Genomic DNA, 16,228 nt, shown 5'->3' on the forward strand with positions numbered 1-16,228 from the left:
ATCAGCCGCCGAGGGCGTCCGCCTTACCCAGCAGCACCGCCCGCTCACGGTCGTTGCGGCAGCACCGGGCGGCGGACTCCAGCTCGGCCCGCGCCTCGCCGTGCCGACCGAGCCGGGCGAGCAGCTCACCCCGCACGCTCGGCAGCAGGTAGGACCCGGCCAGGCGACCGGTGGCGGCCACCTGGTCCACCAGCGCCAACGCCGGCAGTGGCCCGTCGGCCATGGCCACCGCGACGGCCCGGTTCAGCTCGACGACCGGCGACGGGGCCACCCGGCCCAGGGCCTCGTAGAGGAGCACCACCCGGGTCCAGTCGGTCTGCTCCACCGACCCGGCTGCGGCGTGGCAGGCGGCGATGGCCGCCTGCAACCCGTACGGCCCGAGGCCCCGCCCCGACGTCGAGGCCCGCCCGAGCGCGGCCACGCCCCGGCGGATCGCCGAGCGGTCCCACCGACGCCGGTCCTGGTCCGCCAGCAGCACCGCCGCGCCGTCCGCGTCCACCCGGGCCGGGAACCGCGCGGCGGTCAGCTCGCACAGGGCGAGCAGGCCGTGCACCTCCGGCTCGGCGGGCAGCAGCGCGGCCAGCGTCCGGGTCAGCCGGATCGCCTCGTACGCCAGGTCGGGGCGGAGCAGGCGGTCACCGCTCGTCGCCGTCGACCCCTCGGTGAAGATCACGTAGAGCACGGTCAGGACCGCGCCGAGCCGCTCCCGTCGCTGGGCCGGTTCGGGGAGCGCGAACGGCACCTGCGCGGCGGCGATCGTCTTCTTGGCCCGGGTGATCCGCGCCTGGACCGTGGGCACCGGCACCAGGAGCGCCCGCGCGATCTCCGCGCTCGACAGGCCACCGACCACCCGCAGCGTCAGGGTCAACCGGGCCTCGGCCGAGAGCACCGGATGGCACGCCACGAACATCAGCGCCAGCACGTCGTCGTCGATCCGGTCGGGATCCCACGGCAGGTCACCGGAGGACGACCCGTCCGCGTCCCCGGCGAGCTGACCGGCGAGCACCGCGTACCGCTCGTCGCGCGCCGCCCGGCGACGGAAGGCGTCGACCGCGCGCCGCCGGGCGGTGGTGAGCAACCAGCCGACCGGATTCGCCGGCACGCCGTCGCGTGCCCAGCCGACCAGCGCCTCGGCCACCGCCTCCTGCGCGACGTCCTCGGCGAGCGCGAAGTCGCCGGTGTAGCGGGCCAACGCCCCGACGATCCGGGCGGACTCGATCCGCCAGAGCGCCTCGACGGCCCGCCGCGCCGACCCGGCGCTCGGCGGGCCGTCGCCGGCCACCGGGATCAGAGCTGGCCGGTCCGCTCGCGCCACGCCCGCTCCCTGATGATCCACTCGTTGTCCTGCGGAAACTCGTCGATGCCCGGCACCCGGCGGACCTCGCACTTGCTGCCGCTGACCGCCGGCATCCGCCGGGCCCACTCCACGGCCTCCTCCTTCGACGCCACGTCGATCAGGTAGAAGCCGCCGAACAGCTCCTTCGTCTCGCCGTAGGGACCGTCGGTGACGACCGGCGGGTCCGCGCTGTAGTCGACCACCACGCTCTGGGCCGGGTCCTCCAGGCCTTCGGCGGCCACCAGCACACCCGCCCGGATCAGCTCCTCGTTGAACCGCCCCATCGTCTCCAGCATCTCCTCGAAGGGCGTCTCCGTCATCGTGGCGAAGGACTCGTCCGTACCCCGCATGATCAGCATGTACTTGGCCATCTTCACTCCTCGCTACCGGGCCGCCGGTCGACCCGCTCACCCTCAGGTCGAACGGGAACCCGGCCGGATCGACACGACCCGCCCACCGGTTTCGGATCCGGCCGTGCGGCGGGCCAGCACCAGCGTGGTCCGCAGGTCGAGGGTGACCGTACCGCCGAAGCCGTCGACCGCCGCGCCGATCGCCGACAACACCCGCTCCCGCAGCTCCGGCGGGCGACGCAACTGCGGCGAGAAGGTGCCGACCAGCCGCTGGTACGCCGCCGTGTCCAGCGGCACCGCCCGGCGGAACGCCACCGTGCGCACGTCGGTGAAGAGCCCGCTGGCGGTGATGTCGGCGTGGAACCAGTCCTCCGGCTGGTCGTGGTGCGGCACCGGGTCGACCGACTCGAAGGCCGCCCGGATGGCTGCCGACCGGGCCGGGTCGACGTAGTCGTAGCGGTGGGCGAAGACGGCCAGGGTGCCGCCGGGGGACAACGCGTCGTGCGCCCGCCGGTTGCGGGTGGCCGGGTCGAGCCAGTGCCAGGCCAGCGCGCAGGCCAGCAGCGGCACCCCACCCGACGGCGGCGACCACCGTTCGAACCGGGTCACCGCCACCTCGACGTCGGGAAACCGGGCGGCCAGCACCGCCGCCATCCGGGCGTCGGGCTCGACACAGGTCACCCGGCCCGGGTCCGGCCGACCCGGAGCCGTCGCCCCGCCCGCCCGTGCGGCCCGTCCCGGGCCGGTCAGGTCCGACGGCGGGCCGGTCGGCGCGACCCGCACCGGGCCGCGCCGGCCCGACGGCGGGCCGGCAGGCGCGCTGCCGCCGTCCGCCGCGACGAGGCCGACCAGCAGGGCGGTGGCCAGCCCGGTACCCGCGCCGACCTCGACCAGCCGGGTGGGTGGCCCGCCGTGATAGGCGAGGATGGCCTCGGCGAGGGCGGCCGGGTATCCGGGCCGGATCTCGTCGTAGTCCGCCGCCACCTCACCGAAGAGCTCCACCATGATCGCCATCGTCGCACCGTCGCCGCCCGGACGGTGCCCCGTCGAGGGAGACCCGTGACCGACCTGCCCCGGGACCTGCCCGTGATCGAACGCACCGCCGTCCGGCTGGTCGTCCGCGACCGGGACGGCCTGATCCTGCTCTTCCACACCCGCGACCCGGAGCATCCACGGCTCGGCACCTGGTGGGAGCTGCCCGGTGGGGGTGTCGACCCGGGCGAGACGTACCCGCAGACCGCGCTGCGGGAACTACGGGAGGAGACCGGCTTCGTGGTCACCGCCGGGCAGCTCGGCCCGCCGACCTGGCGACGGCGGGCCAGCTTCATCCACCGACGGTTGCGGCACGTCCAGGACGAGGTGGTGCTGACGGTACGCCTCGACGCCGCCGCGCCGGACGTCGACGCCGCCGACCGGCTCGACTACGAGGTGGAGGACTACTTCGACTTCCGCTGGTGGACCGTCGACGAGATCGTCACCAGCACCGAACGCTTCTATCCCGGCCGGCTGCCCGGACTGCTCACCGCCTTCCTGGCCGGCGACCAGATCGACGAGCCGTTCGAACTCTGGTCCTGACCCCCGGGATGCCGGTGGCGCGGACGGTGGGCACAGTGGAGGACATGACGACCATCCCGTACGTCCCGTTGGCCCGGTACGCCGCCCGGCTGCACGCCGACATCGGCGACCGGCACCACGTCGCCTCCCCGCTCGGCGTCTGGCTGCTGCTGGCGCTGGCCGCGCCCGCCGCGACCGGCGCGGACCGGGCCGAGCTGGCCGACGTGCTCGGTGTCGACGCGGAGACCGCCGCCGCGACGGCCGCCGCGCTGCTGGACCGGCCGCACCCGCTGGTGGCGTCGGCCACCGCGGTCTGGCACCGCCCGGGGGCGGACAGCGGGAGGCTGGCCGGTTGGCGCGACGGCCTCCCGCGGGCCACCACCACCGGCCCGTTGCCCGACCAGGCGGGCCTGGACGCCTGGGCCCGCGAGCACACCCACGGGCTGGTCGACCGGTTCCCGCTGACCGTCTCCCCCCGGGTGCTGCTGGCGCTGGCCAGCGCCCTGGCCACCCGGATCTCCTGGGCCACCCCGTTCGACCTGGTGCCCGGCGCGGCGCTCGGCCCCGACCCGGACGCCCCCGACCACCCGGCCGACGACCCGGGGACGGACCGGGCCGGCGGTGACCCCGCAGCGGACCCGACGGGCGGTGACCCCGGGGCGGAGCGGCCCGGCGGCGGCCCCGGGCGACCCGCGGGGGACGACGGCGCGGGCAGGACGGGTCCGGCCTGGGCCGGGCGGCTTACCCGGGCGCTGCGCACCCCCGAACACGGGCACCGGGTCTGGATCGCGTCGACCGGGGCGGCCGGGGAGGTCGCCGTCCACGCCGCCCCGGCGGTGGAACGCGACGGGGCCGGTCTGGTGGTGCTCTCGATCGTCGCCGACCCGACGGTCTCGCCGGCGGACGTCCTCGCCGCCGGCTACGAACTGGCCGGCGCGGCGGTGGACGGGGAACCGGCCCGCCGGTCGCTGTTCGACCTCCCGCTCGGTGCGGGACCGCTCGGGACGCTGCGCGAGGAACGGGTCCGCACCTCGGCCCGGGACGGCCGGGAGGAGCGGCACCACGCGGTGCTGCCCTGCTGGTCCGCCCGGGACGAGCACGACCTGACCGCCACGGGGCCGGGTTTCCCGGCGGTGGCGCGGGCGCTGGGCGGGTTGCTCGGCACCGGGGTGGGCGTCGAGGCCCGCCAGGCGGCGGTGGCGCACTACGGCCGGTACGGCTTCGAGGCCGCCGCGGTGACCGGCGCGTTCGCCCTGGTCAGTTTTCCGCCGGAAGGTCTCCGACGGACCGCCGAGCTGCGCTTCGGCCACCCGTACGCGGTGCTGGCGGTGGCCACCGACCACCGCGACGGCGGGACGGGGCCGTGGCACGGGGTACCGGTCTTCTCGGCCTGGGTGGCCACGCCACGGGAACCGGCCGGGGCCGACCTCGCCGACCCGCCCGAGCCGGCCTGACCGGTCGGATCCCTCGTCGTGACCCGCGGCCCGCGCCGGCTCGGACGGGGGCCGAGGAACCCGGCCGGCGGCCGACGGCAGCGGACCGGACACACCCAGGGTCGAGTCCAGGTGACCCAGGGTGACCAGGCGCGTTCCGGCCCCAACCCGCCGCCTGCGGGGGCTGACGATGGCCGTCCGGGTCCGTAGCATCTCTCGGGTGTCCGCGTCGGCGCGGGCACCGGCCGGCGGCGTGCCCCCGCACGCCTGCCGGAGGGCGACGTTTCCGCGACGGGCAGAGAGGCCGGCGATGAGTCGAGCAGAGCAGGACACTGCGGCGGGCACCGAGGGTGAGGACTACACCCAACGGTTGCAACGCCTCGGTGGCGCACGCTGGAAGCAGGTGCTCGACGTGCAGGCGCCGTACCGGTGGAACCTCCAACGGCTCGGCCTGGGCCGGACCCTCGACGTCGGGTGCGGCCTCGGCCGCAACCTGGCCAACCTGGGCGAGGGCGCGGTCGGGGTGGACCACAACCCGACCTCGGTGGCGCACGCGCGGGCCGCCGGGCTGGAGGCGTACACCATCGAGGAGTTCCACCAGTCCCCGCACGCGCGGCCCGGCGCCTTCGACGCGCTGCTCGCCGCCCACCTGCTGGAGCACCTGCCCGCCGAGGCGGCCCTCGAGGTGATCTCCGGCTACCTGCCGTTCCTGCGCTCCGGCGGTACCGCGGTCTTCATCACCCCCCAGGAGCGGGGGTACGCCAGCGACGAGACCCACGTCCGGTTCGTCGGCTTCGACGAGGCCGCCCAGGCCGCCCGGGATCTCGGCATGACGGTGGTCAAGCAGTACTCCTTCCCGTTCCCCCGGTCGATGGGCAAGGTCTTCACCTACAACGAGTTCGTCACGGTGGCCCGGCTGCCCTGACCGTCGCCGGCACACCACCGGCCGACGCCTCCGGCGGCGCGCGCCGACGCCCGGGGTGTCCCGAGCGCCGTGTCACACCGGTCGGGCCGGCTACCGTGGCGACATGACCAACCCGACCCGGTGGGCGACCGAGACCGGCCCCGAACACTCGCAGTGGTACATCGCCCGGTTCCGTCAGCTCGCCGCCGAGGGGGCCGACCTGGACGGCGAGGCCCGGCTGGTCGACGCGGTGGTGGCCCCCCGCTCCCGCATCCTCGACGCCGGCTGCGGCACCGGGCGGGTGGGCGCCGCACTCGCCCGACGCGGGCACCTGGTGGTCGGGGTCGACGCCGATCCCGCCCTGGTCGAGGCGGCCCGGACCGACCACCCGGGGCCCCGGTGGCTGGTCGCCGACCTCGCCGAGCTGGATCTCGCCGGGGCCGGCGAGGCCGAGCCCTTCGACGCCGCCGTGCTCGCCGGCAACGTGATGGCTTTCGTCGCGCCCGGCACCGAGCCGACCGTGCTGGCCCGGATCGCCGGCCACCTGCGTCCCGACGGGGTGGCGCTGGTCGGCTTCGGCCTCGACCGGGGGTACCGGCTCGACCACTTCGACAGCGACGTTGCCGCCGCCGGCCTCCGGCTCGACCAGCGCTTCGCCACCTGGGACCTGCGCCCCTGGCGGGAGGAGGCGGACTTCGCCGTCAGCCTGCTGCGCCGCCCACCCGCCTGAACCCCCCACCCGACTGAACCCCCGGCCGGCACGATCCGGGCCGGTCAGGACGGGGCGGCGACCGACCGGGCGGCGACCGGGTCGAGAGGGCTGCCGGCGGGGACCAGGCTGACCAGGCCGGCCGGGAGCCGCACGGGTGTGACCCCCTGGTAGCCCAGCATCCCGAGGACCGCGGCGTCGGCGAGCACGTAGCGGCGGCCCAGGTCGGTGACCACCGACACCGCGCCACCGTCGGCGTCCGGCGCGGCCACCGACTCGACCACCGCACCCCGGCCCGGCTCGACCAGCACGTGGTCGACGCGGACCCCGCCCGCCCGGCCGACGGTACGGGCGGAAGCGGCGGGATCCGGTGCGGCCGTGCCGACCCGGACGTCCCGGACCACGGCGTCGTCGCCGATCCGGACGCAGAGCGCGCCACCGTCGGCACCGGCCAGCCGCGGCGGGGCCGGTGGCGGGGCGGTCGGCCCGGTCTGCACCAGGTCCGGCAGTTTGGGCAGTGCGGCGAACCGACCCAGGGTGATCGGCTCCGGTTCGTCCTGGCCGGTGCGGGCCATCAGCAGGGCCGCCTGGAGTTCGGTGATGCCGGCCAGGCCGTCCCGCCCGGCCACCGCGTACTGCCGGCCGCCCCCGGAGTTGCGGACCAGGTAGACCTCCCCGATCACCGCGCCGTCGACCCCGGTCGAGGGCTCACCCAGCCCGGCCAGCGCGGGCGGGGCCAGGTCGACACCCACCGGCAGGCTGTTGAGCAGTGCCGGGGCGGCGGGGACCGCGCGTTCCCGGGTGGTGGCCAGGGCCGCGAGCACCCGGGCGGTGTCCCGCACCAGATGCCGGCGTTGGTGCCAGATCAGGTAGAGGGTGCCGTCCGGATGCCGGGCCAGCACCGCCTCCTCGGCGAGCAGCCGCCCACCGGCCGCCTCCCGGCCGATCAGCAACGCCGAGCGGGGGACGGCCCTTGCCTCGTTGGTCGGCTCCCAGGAGCAGACCGTCCACGGCGCGGTGGAGAGCCGGCCCGGGGCCGGCAGGGAGTCCGGCGCGTCGGCGATGCCCAACGGCAGCCCGCGCGGCACCCCCTCGATGGATCGGCGGGACACCAGCACGGTCCGGGACCGGTCCGCCCCGACGATCAACAGCGCCGAGGCGTAGTTGAGCACCGGATGCAGCCGGCCGTCCCGGTAGACGAACCGGGCGCCGGACTCCTTCTCCACGATCACCGCGCCGGTGTCCCGCCAGCCCGACCCGCCCCCGGCGAACAGCCCGTACAGGGCGGAGCCCCCCAGGCCGATCGCCGCCACCAGGACGCTGGCCAGGCCCGCTCCGGCCAGCCGGCGAAACGGCGACCGGGCCGGGTCGGTCTCCCGCATGACCAGGGCGGCGACCGCCCGCTGCACGGTGAACTGGTAGGAGTGGAGCTGGTCCTGCCGCGACGGCATGGTGTCCCTTCCGCGAGTCCTCGGCGGACAGGATATGCGCTGCGTCGATGTCCCGTTGACCCTGAGTCGCCGAGACCGGCGGTCGTCCGGGTCGGCGCGGCGGGTCGCCCGACGGCGCAGCCCGCCGGGCCGCCGCGAGCCGACGCCGGGCCGAACCGGTCGTCCCGGTAGCATCCCGGCACGACGACGGTGGAAGGGTGGCCGGGTGGGCGCGCGATTCGAGGAACTGGCCTGGCGGGAGACCCCGATCGGCGCGATCAGTCTGCGGCGGCGGCGGGATCCCGCCCTCGACGTCGACGTGTACGAGGTCAAGCTCGACGACGAGTACCTGATGTCCAGCCTCTTCCCGGTCGCCGAGATCGAACTGGCCCGGCTGGGCCTGGCCCCGCTGGGCGACGAACCCCTCGACGTGGTGGTCGGCGGGCTCGGCCTCGGCTACACCGCCCGCACCGCCCTGGAGGACGCCCGGGTGCGCTCGGTGCTGGTGGTGGAGACGATCGAGGACGTCATCGACTGGCACCGCCGCCAACTGCTCCCCTTCGCCGCCGGCCTCGCCCCCGACCCGCGCACCCGGTTCGTCCGGGCGGACTTCTTCGCCGCCGTCGCCGACGGCACCGGCTTCGACCCGGACCAGCCCGGCCGCCGCTTCCACGCCGTGCTGCTCGACGTCGACCACTCCCCCCGGCACGTGCTGCACCCACGCCACGCCGCCTTCTACACCGCCGACGGCCTGCGCCGACTGGCCGACCTGCTGCTGCCCGACGGGGTCTTCGCGCTCTGGTCGGACGATCCGCCGGACGACGCGTTCGGCTCGGTCCTCGCCGAGGTGTTCCCGACCTGGCAGGCCCATGTCGTGACGTTCGCCAACCCGTTGACCGGGGGCGAGTCCGCCAACACGGTGTACGTCGCCCGGCGCTGACCCCCGCCGCCCGCCCGGCCCCGGGCCGCAGGCCGCTCCGCGACGTCGCCGGCTTCCCCGCCGTCACCTGACAACGCCGACCCGCCCGGCCCCGGAACCGGGCCACACCCGGCGGGTCGCCGGACCGGTCCGGCCGCGGAGGCATACCGCGGCACGGAACGGGAAGGCCGCCCGGTCGGTGCTGTCGGAGGAGGTCGAGATGCGGGCCATGCTCTTCGTCGTGGGTGTCGTCGGTGGCGCGCTCATCCTGCTCGGGCTGTTGTTGGAGGCGGTCCGCTGGCTGGTCGTCATCGGCCTGGTCGCGCTGCTCGTGGTGATCGTGCTGGCGTTCCTGCGCGGGCGGCAGTCGGTGCACCGGCACTCGGCGGGCCGCCGCTAGGCGGTCCTGCAGCGCCGGCGGTCGGGAGCCGCGTCCCCCAGCCAGCCCTGTGCGCCGGTGCCGACAGCAGCTCCCGGTCGCGTTTCGGACACCGCGTAACCCGGCTCGGGACTCGGGCGTCATACAGTCGTCGGGGATCGGCCACGTCGGGATTCCCGGCCCGTACGCCGTCCCACCCGCGCTCCCGGCCACCCCGGCCGACGGGCGCGACCGGGCCGGAGGCGGCCTCCCCCGCCCCACCTCCGATCGGAGCCACCATGATCCGTCACCGGGCACTCGCCGGAGCCACCGTCGGACTACTCGCCGCCGTCCTGGGCCTACCCGGTGCGGCCTTAGCCGGGCCACGCGGGACGGACACCCGGCTCTGCGCGATCCATCCGTTGCCGTTGCCGACCGGGGTGGCACTCGGCCGCGCCCAGGCGGTGGATCCGACCGGCCGCTTCGTCGCCGGGATCGGCAGCCGGGTCGTCGACGGGGTGTGGGAGCAGGTGCTGCTGCTGTGGCGGGGTGGCCGGGTCACCGCCGTCGACACCGCGCTGGCCGAGCAGGTGGTGGGCGTCAACGCGTCCGGCGTGGTGGTCGGCAACGCCTTCATCACCGCGAGACCGCAGCCCTGGCGCTACCAGGACGGTCGGCCGACCGACCTGGTCGTCCCGGGATCCGTCTCGGGCGCGTGGGTCACCGGCATCAACGGACGCGGCGACATCGTGGGGTTCGGCGCGGTGGAGGCCACCGAGAACGCGATCGTGCTGCGCTGGCCCGCGGACCGGCCCGGCGCGGTCGAGGTGGTCGACGTGCTGCCCGACGCGACCGCCACGGCGGTGCTGGACGACGGCACCATCCTCGGCTACGGCCGGGAGTCGCTCGGTGCGTCGTCGTACGTGGGTTGGATGCTCCGTCCCGACGGGCGGCTCACCCTGCTCACCATGCCCGGCCGGCGCAGTGCCTACGTGTCCGCGGCCCGGGGCGGCTGGGCGGTCGGCGGCGCGGGCGACGACGGGGAGGAGGGTTTCGCGCCGGTGCGGTGGGACCTGCGCACCGGCGCGACCACGATGCTCGACCCGACGGCGGGCTCGGTGGAGGGCGTGACCCCCGACGGGGTGGTGCTCGGCTCGTGGGCGGTGTGGCGCGACGGGCGGCTGACGCCGCTCCCTTCAGCCGACGACGTCAGCAGTCTCGGGTCCGAGGCGATCGCGGACAACGGTACGGTGGTCGGCTGGACCAACACCGGCCGGCTGACCCCGGCCCGCTGGACGGGCTGCTGACGGGCAGCCGGCCCGGCCTGCGCCCGGCGTCGCCGCCCGGCCGCGGGCCGTAGGGGCGGGCCATCGGGCGGGCCGCCCGATGGCTCGGTCCTGCGGGGTCAGACCCCGGAGGCCGCGAGGGCGGGCGACGGTCGCTCGTCGGTGCCGGGTCGGGCCACCGCCCGGTTGGGCAGCGACAGCCGGATGACCTTCCACCAGGCGGAGGCGACCTGCTTGGGCAGCGGACCGGTGGTGTACCTCAGGCCGTACCTGTCGAACAGCGCCCGCACCTGCGGGGCGATCTCCTGGTAGCGCTTGCTGGGCAGGTCGGGGAAGAGGTGGTGCTCGATCTGGAAGGACAGGTTGCCGGTCATGATGTGCATCAGCCGGCTGCCGCTGATGTTGGCCGAGCCGAGCATCTGCCGCAGGTACCACTCGCCCCGGGTCTCCCCCTCGATCGAGGTCTTGGCGAACGTCTCCACCCCGTTGGGGAAGTGCCCGCACATGATCACCGAGTGGCTCCACAGGTTGCGGAGCAGGTTCGCGGTGAAGGTGGCGGCCAGGGTGCTGAGGAAGGACGGACCGGACAGCAGCGGGTGGATGACGTAGTCCTTGAGCACCTGGCGGCGGATCTTCCGACCGACCGCGCGCAGCCGGGCCCGGAACTCGGGGGTCCTGTGCCGCCCCTTGCGCAGGTTACGGCCCAGCTCCAGGTCGTACGCGGCGATGCCGTACTCGAAGAAGCAGGCGTTGACGAAGTTCCACAGCGGCTGGCCGAGGTGCAGCGGGTACCACTTCTGGTCCTCGTCGACCCGCATGATGCCGTACCCGAGGTCGTTGTCCTTGCCGAGGACGTTGGTGTAGGTGTGGTGCAGCTGGTTGTGCGAGTGCTTCCACTGCTCGGCCGGCGAGACGTGGTCCCACTCCCAGGTGGTGGAGTGGATCTTCGGATCCCGCATGAAGTCGTACTGGCCGTGCAGGATGTTGTGGCCGATCTCCATGTTCTCCAGGATCTTGGCCACCGTGAGGCCGGCGGTGCCGATCACCCAGGCCGGGGGGAAGAGCGAGAAGAGCAGCACCGCCCGGCTGCCCATCTCCAGCGTCCGCTGGGTTTTGATCACCTTGCGGATGTACGTCGCGTCGCTCTCGCCCCGCTCGGCGAGCACCCGGTCCCGGATGGCGTCGAGTTCCTTGCCGAGCATCTCGATGTCCTCGGCGCTCAGGTGGGCGATCGGGTTGACGGGCTTGTGCTGGATGACGGTCACGTCCGGCCTCCTGGTCAGAGATCGATGTCGCAGGTACCGGCCGCCGCCGACACGCAGGTCTGGATGAGCACGCCGTCACCGGGAACGGCGGTGGTGACCTCGCCGGTGCGCAGGTCCCGCACCGCCCCCTGGCGCAGCGGCAGGACGCACCCGTAGCAGATGCCCATCCGGCAGCCGGACGGCATCAGCGCCCCGGCGGCCTCCCCGGCATCGAGGATCGGGGTGCCGCCGTCGGCGGCGAGGGTGACGCCGGACCGGGTGAAGGTGACGGTGCCGCCCTCGCCGGGGGCGACGACCGTCGGCCGGAACCGCTCGGTGTGCAGCCGGTCGGCGACGCCCGCCGCCGACCAGTGCTCCTGCACCGCGTCGAGCATCCCGACCGGGCCGCACGCCCAGGTCTGCCGGTCGAGGTGGTCGGGCACCAGGGTGGCCAGTTCGTCGACCCCGAGCAGGCCGTGCCGGTCGGTGTGCCGTTCGATCAGCCGGATCCCGCCCTGCCCGGCGAGCGCCCGCAGCCGCGCGCCGAACACCACGTCGTCGGGGGTCGGCGCGGAGTGCACCACGACCACGTCGGCCCGGGTGTGCGCCCCGGCGCGCAACATGCCCATCACCGGGGTGATGCCGCTGCCGGCGGTGAGGAACAGCACCCGGGCCGGGGCCGGGTCGGGCAGCACGAAGTCGCCGGTCGCCTGGTCGAGCTGGACGAGGGTGCCCACCCGGGTCCGGTGGACCAGGTGGTTGCTGACCCGGCCGTCCGGGATGGCCTTGACGGTGACGCTGATCAGGCCGTCGGGGTGGTCGGGGGCGGAGGTCACCGAGTAGGCCCGCCACTGCCGTACCCCGTCGACGTCGACGCCGAGGCGGACGTACTGGCCCGGGAGGTGGCCACGCCAGGCACGGCCGGGCCGGATGGTCAGGGTGGCCGCGTTCCGGGTCTCCGGGTCGACGGCGACGATCCGCCCCCGCAGGGCGGCCCCGGCGCGCAGCGGCGCGACCAGGTCGAGGTAGTCCTCCGGCAGCAACGGGGTGGTGACCGTCTCGGCCAGCCGGAGCAGCCGGTCCCGGACGGACGTCCTCGCCGGGGGACGCGGGACGATGGTGGTCATGACCCCAGAGTGCTCGCTCTTTCGCATAACATCTTGACCCAGGAGGGTGAATCGGAGGCGGTTTCTTGTTCGAAGGGAACAACATGTCGGAATCGGGGGCCGCCAGCCATCTGGGCGGCCGACTGGAACTCGACGCTCAGGTGGCCGAGCGGTTACGCGGTCGGCTGCCGATGGTGGCCGCGCACACCGTCACCACCATCACCGCCGAGGTGCCCGCCTACTCCGGCACCCTCACCGGCCAGATGCGCGAGAAGATCGAGAACGCGGTACGCATCGCCTTGGGCACCTTCCTCCAGCTCATCGAACGGGCCGGGGCGGCCGATCCGAGCACCCCGCTGAGCCGGGCGCTGGAGGCCGCGTACGCGCTGGGCGCCGGGGAGGCCCGGGTGGGCCGGAGCATGGACGCGCTGCTGGCCGCGTACCGGGTGGGGGCACGGGTGGCCTGGCGGGAGGTCTCCACCACCACGGTACGCAGCGGGCTCTCCGCCGAGACGGTGGCCGAGTTCGCCGAGCTGATGTTCGCCTACATCGACGAACTCTCCGCCGCCAGCGTCGCCGGGCACTCCGACGAGCTGGCCAACGTCGGCCGGGCCCGACGGCGGGACCTGGACCGGCTCACCCAGCAACTGCTCGCCGGTGAACCGGAGGAGGTGCTGCGGCGTAGCGCCGAGCGGGCCGAGTGGCCCCCGCCGCAGACGCTGACCGTCGCGGTGCTGCCCCGCAGCGGCCTGCGCGCGGTGCTCGCCGCCCTCAGTCCGCACACCCTGGAGAGCGGTGAGGAGCTGCCCGGGACGCGGTGGGCCGAGGAGGCGGCGCTGCTGCTCGTACCGGACATGCACGGGGGACGACGCCGGCAGCTCGCCGCGGTGCTGCACGGGCACCGCGCGGTCCTCGGGCCGGCCCGCCCCTGGATCGCGGTCGACCGGTCGTACCAGCGGGTGTTGAAGACGCTCGCCCTCGGGGTGGCGTCACCGGCGGACGGCCCGGCCCTGGACACCGAGCAGCACCTCGCCCGGCTGGTGCTGCACACCGATCCGGAGGCCCTGGCCGACCTGCGTACCCAGGTGCTCGCGCCGCTGGCCACCCTGGCCCCGGCGACCGCCGCGCGGCTGGCCGAGACGATGCGCTCCTGGCTGCTGCACCAGGGCCGCCGCGACGACGTCGCCGCCGACCTCTTCGTGCACCCGCAGACGGTCCGCTACCGGATGGGCCGGCTGCGCGAGCTGTACGGCGACCGGCTGCACGAGCCCGGCACCGTACTCGACCTGACCGTGGCGCTGGCCTTCCCGCCGCCCGACACCACGGACGACCACACCGACCGGTGACCGGCCGGCGGCCACACCCACCGGGGTCCGCCGCCGCCACCCCCGGGGAACGACCGCGCCGGCCCGCCCCGGGGAGAGGGCGGGCCGGCGGGAGGGGTCGGGTCAGTGCCGACGGCGGCCGTACGTGCCGGCCACGAGGGCGACACCGATGGCCGCGAAGGCCACCTGGATGAACAGCTCGATCCAGTCGATGCCGGCGGTCTCGTCGACGCCGAGCAGCGCGGCCACCAGGGTGCCGAGGATCGCGGCCACCACGCCGATGGCCAGGGTGAGCAGAATGGAGATCTTCTGCTTGCCCGGCACCACCAACCGGCCCAGCGCGCCGATGATCAGACCGATGATGATGGCGGTGAAGAAGCCCTGTACTTCCACGTCTGTCGTCCCTCCACGAGTCACTGTCGCCCTGGCTTGTGCCCGCGCCGGGCGGCCGGTGAAACGCGGAAGGGACGCTGCGGGCCGAATGTCACGCGACTGTCATGCGGCCGCGTGCCGACCGTCATCCCCGACGCCGGGCCGCTCCCCCGATGGTCCGGTCCAGCAGGTCGAACAGGGCCGTCCAGTGCCGCTCGGTGGCCCGCTCGTCGTACATCGCGCTGTCGGCCATCGTGAAACCGTGCGGTGCGCCGGCGTACACCTCGGAGCGGTACCTGACCCCGGCGGCGTCGAGCGCCCCCTCCAGCGCCGCGATGTGCTCACCGGTCATCGACTCGTCCCGGTCGGCGTGGGCGAAGTACAGCTCGCCGGTGACCGTGCCGACGCCCCGGTGCGGGCTGTCCGGCGCGTCGGTGACCACCCGGCCGGCGTGGAAGCTGGCCAGCGCCGCGATCCGGTCGGGGTGCGCCGCGATCGCGCGCAGCGCGTTGGTGCCGCCCATGCAGTACCCCACGATCCCCACCGGACCGGGCGTGACGTCGTCGCGGGCGGCGAGGTAGTCGAGGTAGGCCCCGGTGTCCCGGGCCACCAGCTCGGGGGTGAGCGCGGTGATCAGCGGCACGATCCGCCCGAACATCTCGCCGCGCCGCTGCGGGTCGGCCAGCTCGGTGAGGTCGAACCGCGGCACCCCGCCGGTCCGGTGGAACAGGTTCGGCACCAGCACCAGGTAGCCGCGCGCGGCGATCCGCCCGGCCATCTCGGCGAGCCGGGGCCGCAGCCCGAAGGCGTCCATGAAGAACAGTACCGCCGGGAACGGCCCGTCACCGTCCGGCCGGGCCAGGTACGCGTCGGCCGCGCCGTCGCTGGTCGGCACCTGCACCGTCGTCGGGTCCGCCATGGTGTCTCCTCACCCCGGGTGCCGGCGCACCCGTCGCGGGAACGCTACCCGGTGCCGGACCGGCCGGTGGACCGCGCGTGTCGTCCGGCGCAGCGGAGGAGGTACCCCGGGCGGGCGGACGGCGGGGCGTCGCTGTCACGGATCGGGGATCCCGTCGGTCGTCAGGGTGCGGGGCGGCGCGACCGCCAGGGACCGACAGGGAGAGTGGACCGACCATGAAGATCGTCGTCATCGGGGGCAGCGGACTCATCGGCAGCAGGCTGGTGGCGCTGCTCGACCGGCAGGGGCACCGGGCGGTGCCGGCCTCACCGCGTACCGGTGTCGACACGCTCACCGGGGTGGGGGTGGCCGAGGCGCTCGACGGCGCCGACGTCGTGGTGGACGTGTCGAACTCGCCGTCGTTCGAGGAGACGGCCGTGCTGAGGTTCTTCGAGACCTCCACCCGTACCCTGCTCGCGGCGGAGGCGAAGGCCGGCGTACGGCACCACGTGGCGCTGTCGATCGTCGGCGTCGACCGCATCCCGGACAGCGGGTACATGCGGGCCAAGGTGGCACAGGAGGCGTTGATCTCCGGGGCGGACGTCCCGTGGACGGTGGTCCGGGCCACCCAGTTCTTCGAGTTCGTGCCGGCCATCGTCGACGCGGCCGTGGTGGGCGACGAGGTACGCCTGCCACCGGCGCTGATCCAGCCGCTCGCCGCCGACGACGTGGTGACGGCGCTGGCCGGGATCGCCGTCGGCGTGCCGGTGGACGGGATCGTGGAACTGGCCGGTCCGCAGCGGTTCCGCCTGGACGAGCTGGGCCGGGAGACGCTGGCCGCCGCCGGTGATCCACGGCAGGTGGTCACCGACGGGCAGGGCCGCTACTTCGGGGCGCTGCTGGCGGAGAAGTCGCTGGTCCCGCTCGGCGACGACGCCCGTACCGGTGACACCCGGCTGGCCGACTGGCGGGGGCGCTGACCCTGCGCTCGGGGGCGTCGTCGG

Annotated in this window: 17 protein-coding genes; 9 read left to right on the top strand and 8 right to left on the bottom strand. The window is 74.9% G+C overall.

The features are described 5' to 3' along the window. Position 1: 1 nt before the first annotated feature. Genes O7612_RS18150 through O7612_RS18160 form a run of 3 tightly spaced genes read right to left on the bottom strand, consistent with a single transcriptional unit; the run spans position 2 to position 2,700 of the window. Complete coding sequence (locus tag O7612_RS18150; RefSeq protein ID WP_282265772.1) at positions 2 to 1,315, bottom strand: DUF6596 domain-containing protein; 1,314 nt, start codon at positions 1,313 to 1,315, stop codon at positions 2 to 4. Further along, complete coding sequence (locus O7612_RS18155; protein ID WP_282265773.1) at positions 1,288 to 1,707, bottom strand: YciI family protein; 420 nt, start codon at positions 1,705 to 1,707, stop codon at positions 1,288 to 1,290. Before O7612_RS18155 ends, O7612_RS18150 begins: the two co-directional genes overlap by 28 nt. A gap of 42 nt (positions 1,708 to 1,749) precedes the next feature. Continuing rightward, entirely contained in the window at positions 1,750 to 2,700 is a 951-nt protein-coding gene (locus tag O7612_RS18160; RefSeq protein WP_282265774.1) for a class I SAM-dependent methyltransferase, read from the bottom strand. A gap of 45 nt (positions 2,701 to 2,745) precedes the next feature. On the opposite strand from O7612_RS18160, the gene O7612_RS18165 reads away from it, so the two are divergent. From O7612_RS18165 to O7612_RS18180, 4 genes are all read left to right on the top strand, one after another. Continuing rightward, entirely contained in the window at positions 2,746 to 3,261 is a 516-nt protein-coding gene (locus O7612_RS18165; protein WP_282265775.1) for an NUDIX domain-containing protein, read from the top strand. Between the two features lie 44 nt (positions 3,262 to 3,305). Further along, the gene (locus O7612_RS18170; protein WP_282265776.1) at positions 3,306 to 4,694 is read left to right on the top strand and encodes a hypothetical protein; all 1,389 of its coding nucleotides are present in this window, start codon (positions 3,306 to 3,308) and stop codon (positions 4,692 to 4,694) included. 289 nt (positions 4,695 to 4,983) lie between these two features. Beyond that, entirely contained in the window at positions 4,984 to 5,598 is a 615-nt protein-coding gene (locus tag O7612_RS18175; protein ID WP_067309299.1) for a class I SAM-dependent methyltransferase, read from the top strand. 103 nt (positions 5,599 to 5,701) lie between these two features. Further along, positions 5,702 to 6,307, top strand: coding sequence for a class I SAM-dependent methyltransferase (locus O7612_RS18180; RefSeq protein WP_282265779.1), 606 nt, complete (start codon positions 5,702 to 5,704; stop codon positions 6,305 to 6,307). Between the two features lie 44 nt (positions 6,308 to 6,351). Here O7612_RS18180 and eccB read toward each other — a convergent pair whose 3' ends face one another. Then, entirely contained in the window at positions 6,352 to 7,737 is a 1,386-nt protein-coding gene (eccB, locus tag O7612_RS18185) for a type VII secretion protein EccB (RefSeq protein WP_282265781.1), read from the bottom strand. A gap of 205 nt (positions 7,738 to 7,942) precedes the next feature. Here eccB and O7612_RS18190 point away from each other — a divergent pair, with 205 nt between their 5' ends. The 3 genes from O7612_RS18190 to O7612_RS18200 all read left to right on the top strand — a co-directional run bounded on the left by O7612_RS18190 (position 7,943) and on the right by O7612_RS18200 (position 10,300). Next, entirely contained in the window at positions 7,943 to 8,656 is a 714-nt protein-coding gene (locus tag O7612_RS18190) for a spermidine synthase (RefSeq protein ID WP_282265784.1), read from the top strand. A 199-nt stretch (positions 8,657 to 8,855) separates the two neighbouring features. Further along, positions 8,856 to 9,035 (top strand): hypothetical protein, encoded by a 180-nt coding sequence (locus O7612_RS18195; RefSeq protein WP_282265786.1) that lies wholly within the window; start codon positions 8,856 to 8,858, stop codon positions 9,033 to 9,035. A gap of 257 nt (positions 9,036 to 9,292) precedes the next feature. Beyond that, complete coding sequence (locus O7612_RS18200; RefSeq protein ID WP_282265788.1) at positions 9,293 to 10,300, top strand: hypothetical protein; 1,008 nt, start codon at positions 9,293 to 9,295, stop codon at positions 10,298 to 10,300. A 98-nt stretch (positions 10,301 to 10,398) separates the two neighbouring features. On the opposite strand, the gene O7612_RS18205 is transcribed toward O7612_RS18200, so the two are convergent. Continuing rightward, positions 10,399 to 11,544 carry an acyl-CoA desaturase gene (locus O7612_RS18205; protein WP_282265790.1) on the bottom strand — a complete coding sequence of 382 codons (1,146 nt, stop codon included), beginning with the start codon at positions 11,542 to 11,544 and terminating at the stop codon, positions 10,399 to 10,401. Between the two features lie 14 nt (positions 11,545 to 11,558). After that, complete coding sequence (locus tag O7612_RS18210; RefSeq protein ID WP_282265792.1) at positions 11,559 to 12,650, bottom strand: ferredoxin reductase; 1,092 nt, start codon at positions 12,648 to 12,650, stop codon at positions 11,559 to 11,561. An 83-nt stretch (positions 12,651 to 12,733) separates the two neighbouring features. Between O7612_RS18210 and O7612_RS18215 the strand changes: the two genes are divergently transcribed. After that, the gene (locus tag O7612_RS18215) at positions 12,734 to 13,975 is read left to right on the top strand and encodes a helix-turn-helix domain-containing protein (RefSeq protein WP_282265794.1); all 1,242 of its coding nucleotides are present in this window, start codon (positions 12,734 to 12,736) and stop codon (positions 13,973 to 13,975) included. Positions 13,976 to 14,077: 102 nt separating this feature from the next. On the opposite strand, the gene O7612_RS18220 is transcribed toward O7612_RS18215, so the two are convergent. Then, entirely contained in the window at positions 14,078 to 14,347 is a 270-nt protein-coding gene (locus tag O7612_RS18220; protein WP_282265796.1) for a GlsB/YeaQ/YmgE family stress response membrane protein, read from the bottom strand. Between the two features lie 124 nt (positions 14,348 to 14,471). Continuing rightward, complete coding sequence (locus O7612_RS18225; RefSeq protein ID WP_282265797.1) at positions 14,472 to 15,245, bottom strand: dienelactone hydrolase family protein; 774 nt, start codon at positions 15,243 to 15,245, stop codon at positions 14,472 to 14,474. Between the two features lie 215 nt (positions 15,246 to 15,460). Between O7612_RS18225 and O7612_RS18230 the strand changes: the two genes are divergently transcribed. Beyond that, positions 15,461 to 16,204, top strand: coding sequence for an SDR family oxidoreductase (locus O7612_RS18230; RefSeq protein WP_282265798.1), 744 nt, complete (start codon positions 15,461 to 15,463; stop codon positions 16,202 to 16,204). Positions 16,205 to 16,228: the final 24 nt, after the last annotated feature.

Source organism: Micromonospora sp. WMMD987 (genome assembly GCF_029581435.1).
In the GTDB taxonomy this organism is placed as follows: Bacteria; Actinomycetota; Actinomycetes; order Mycobacteriales; family Micromonosporaceae; genus Micromonospora; species Micromonospora rifamycinica.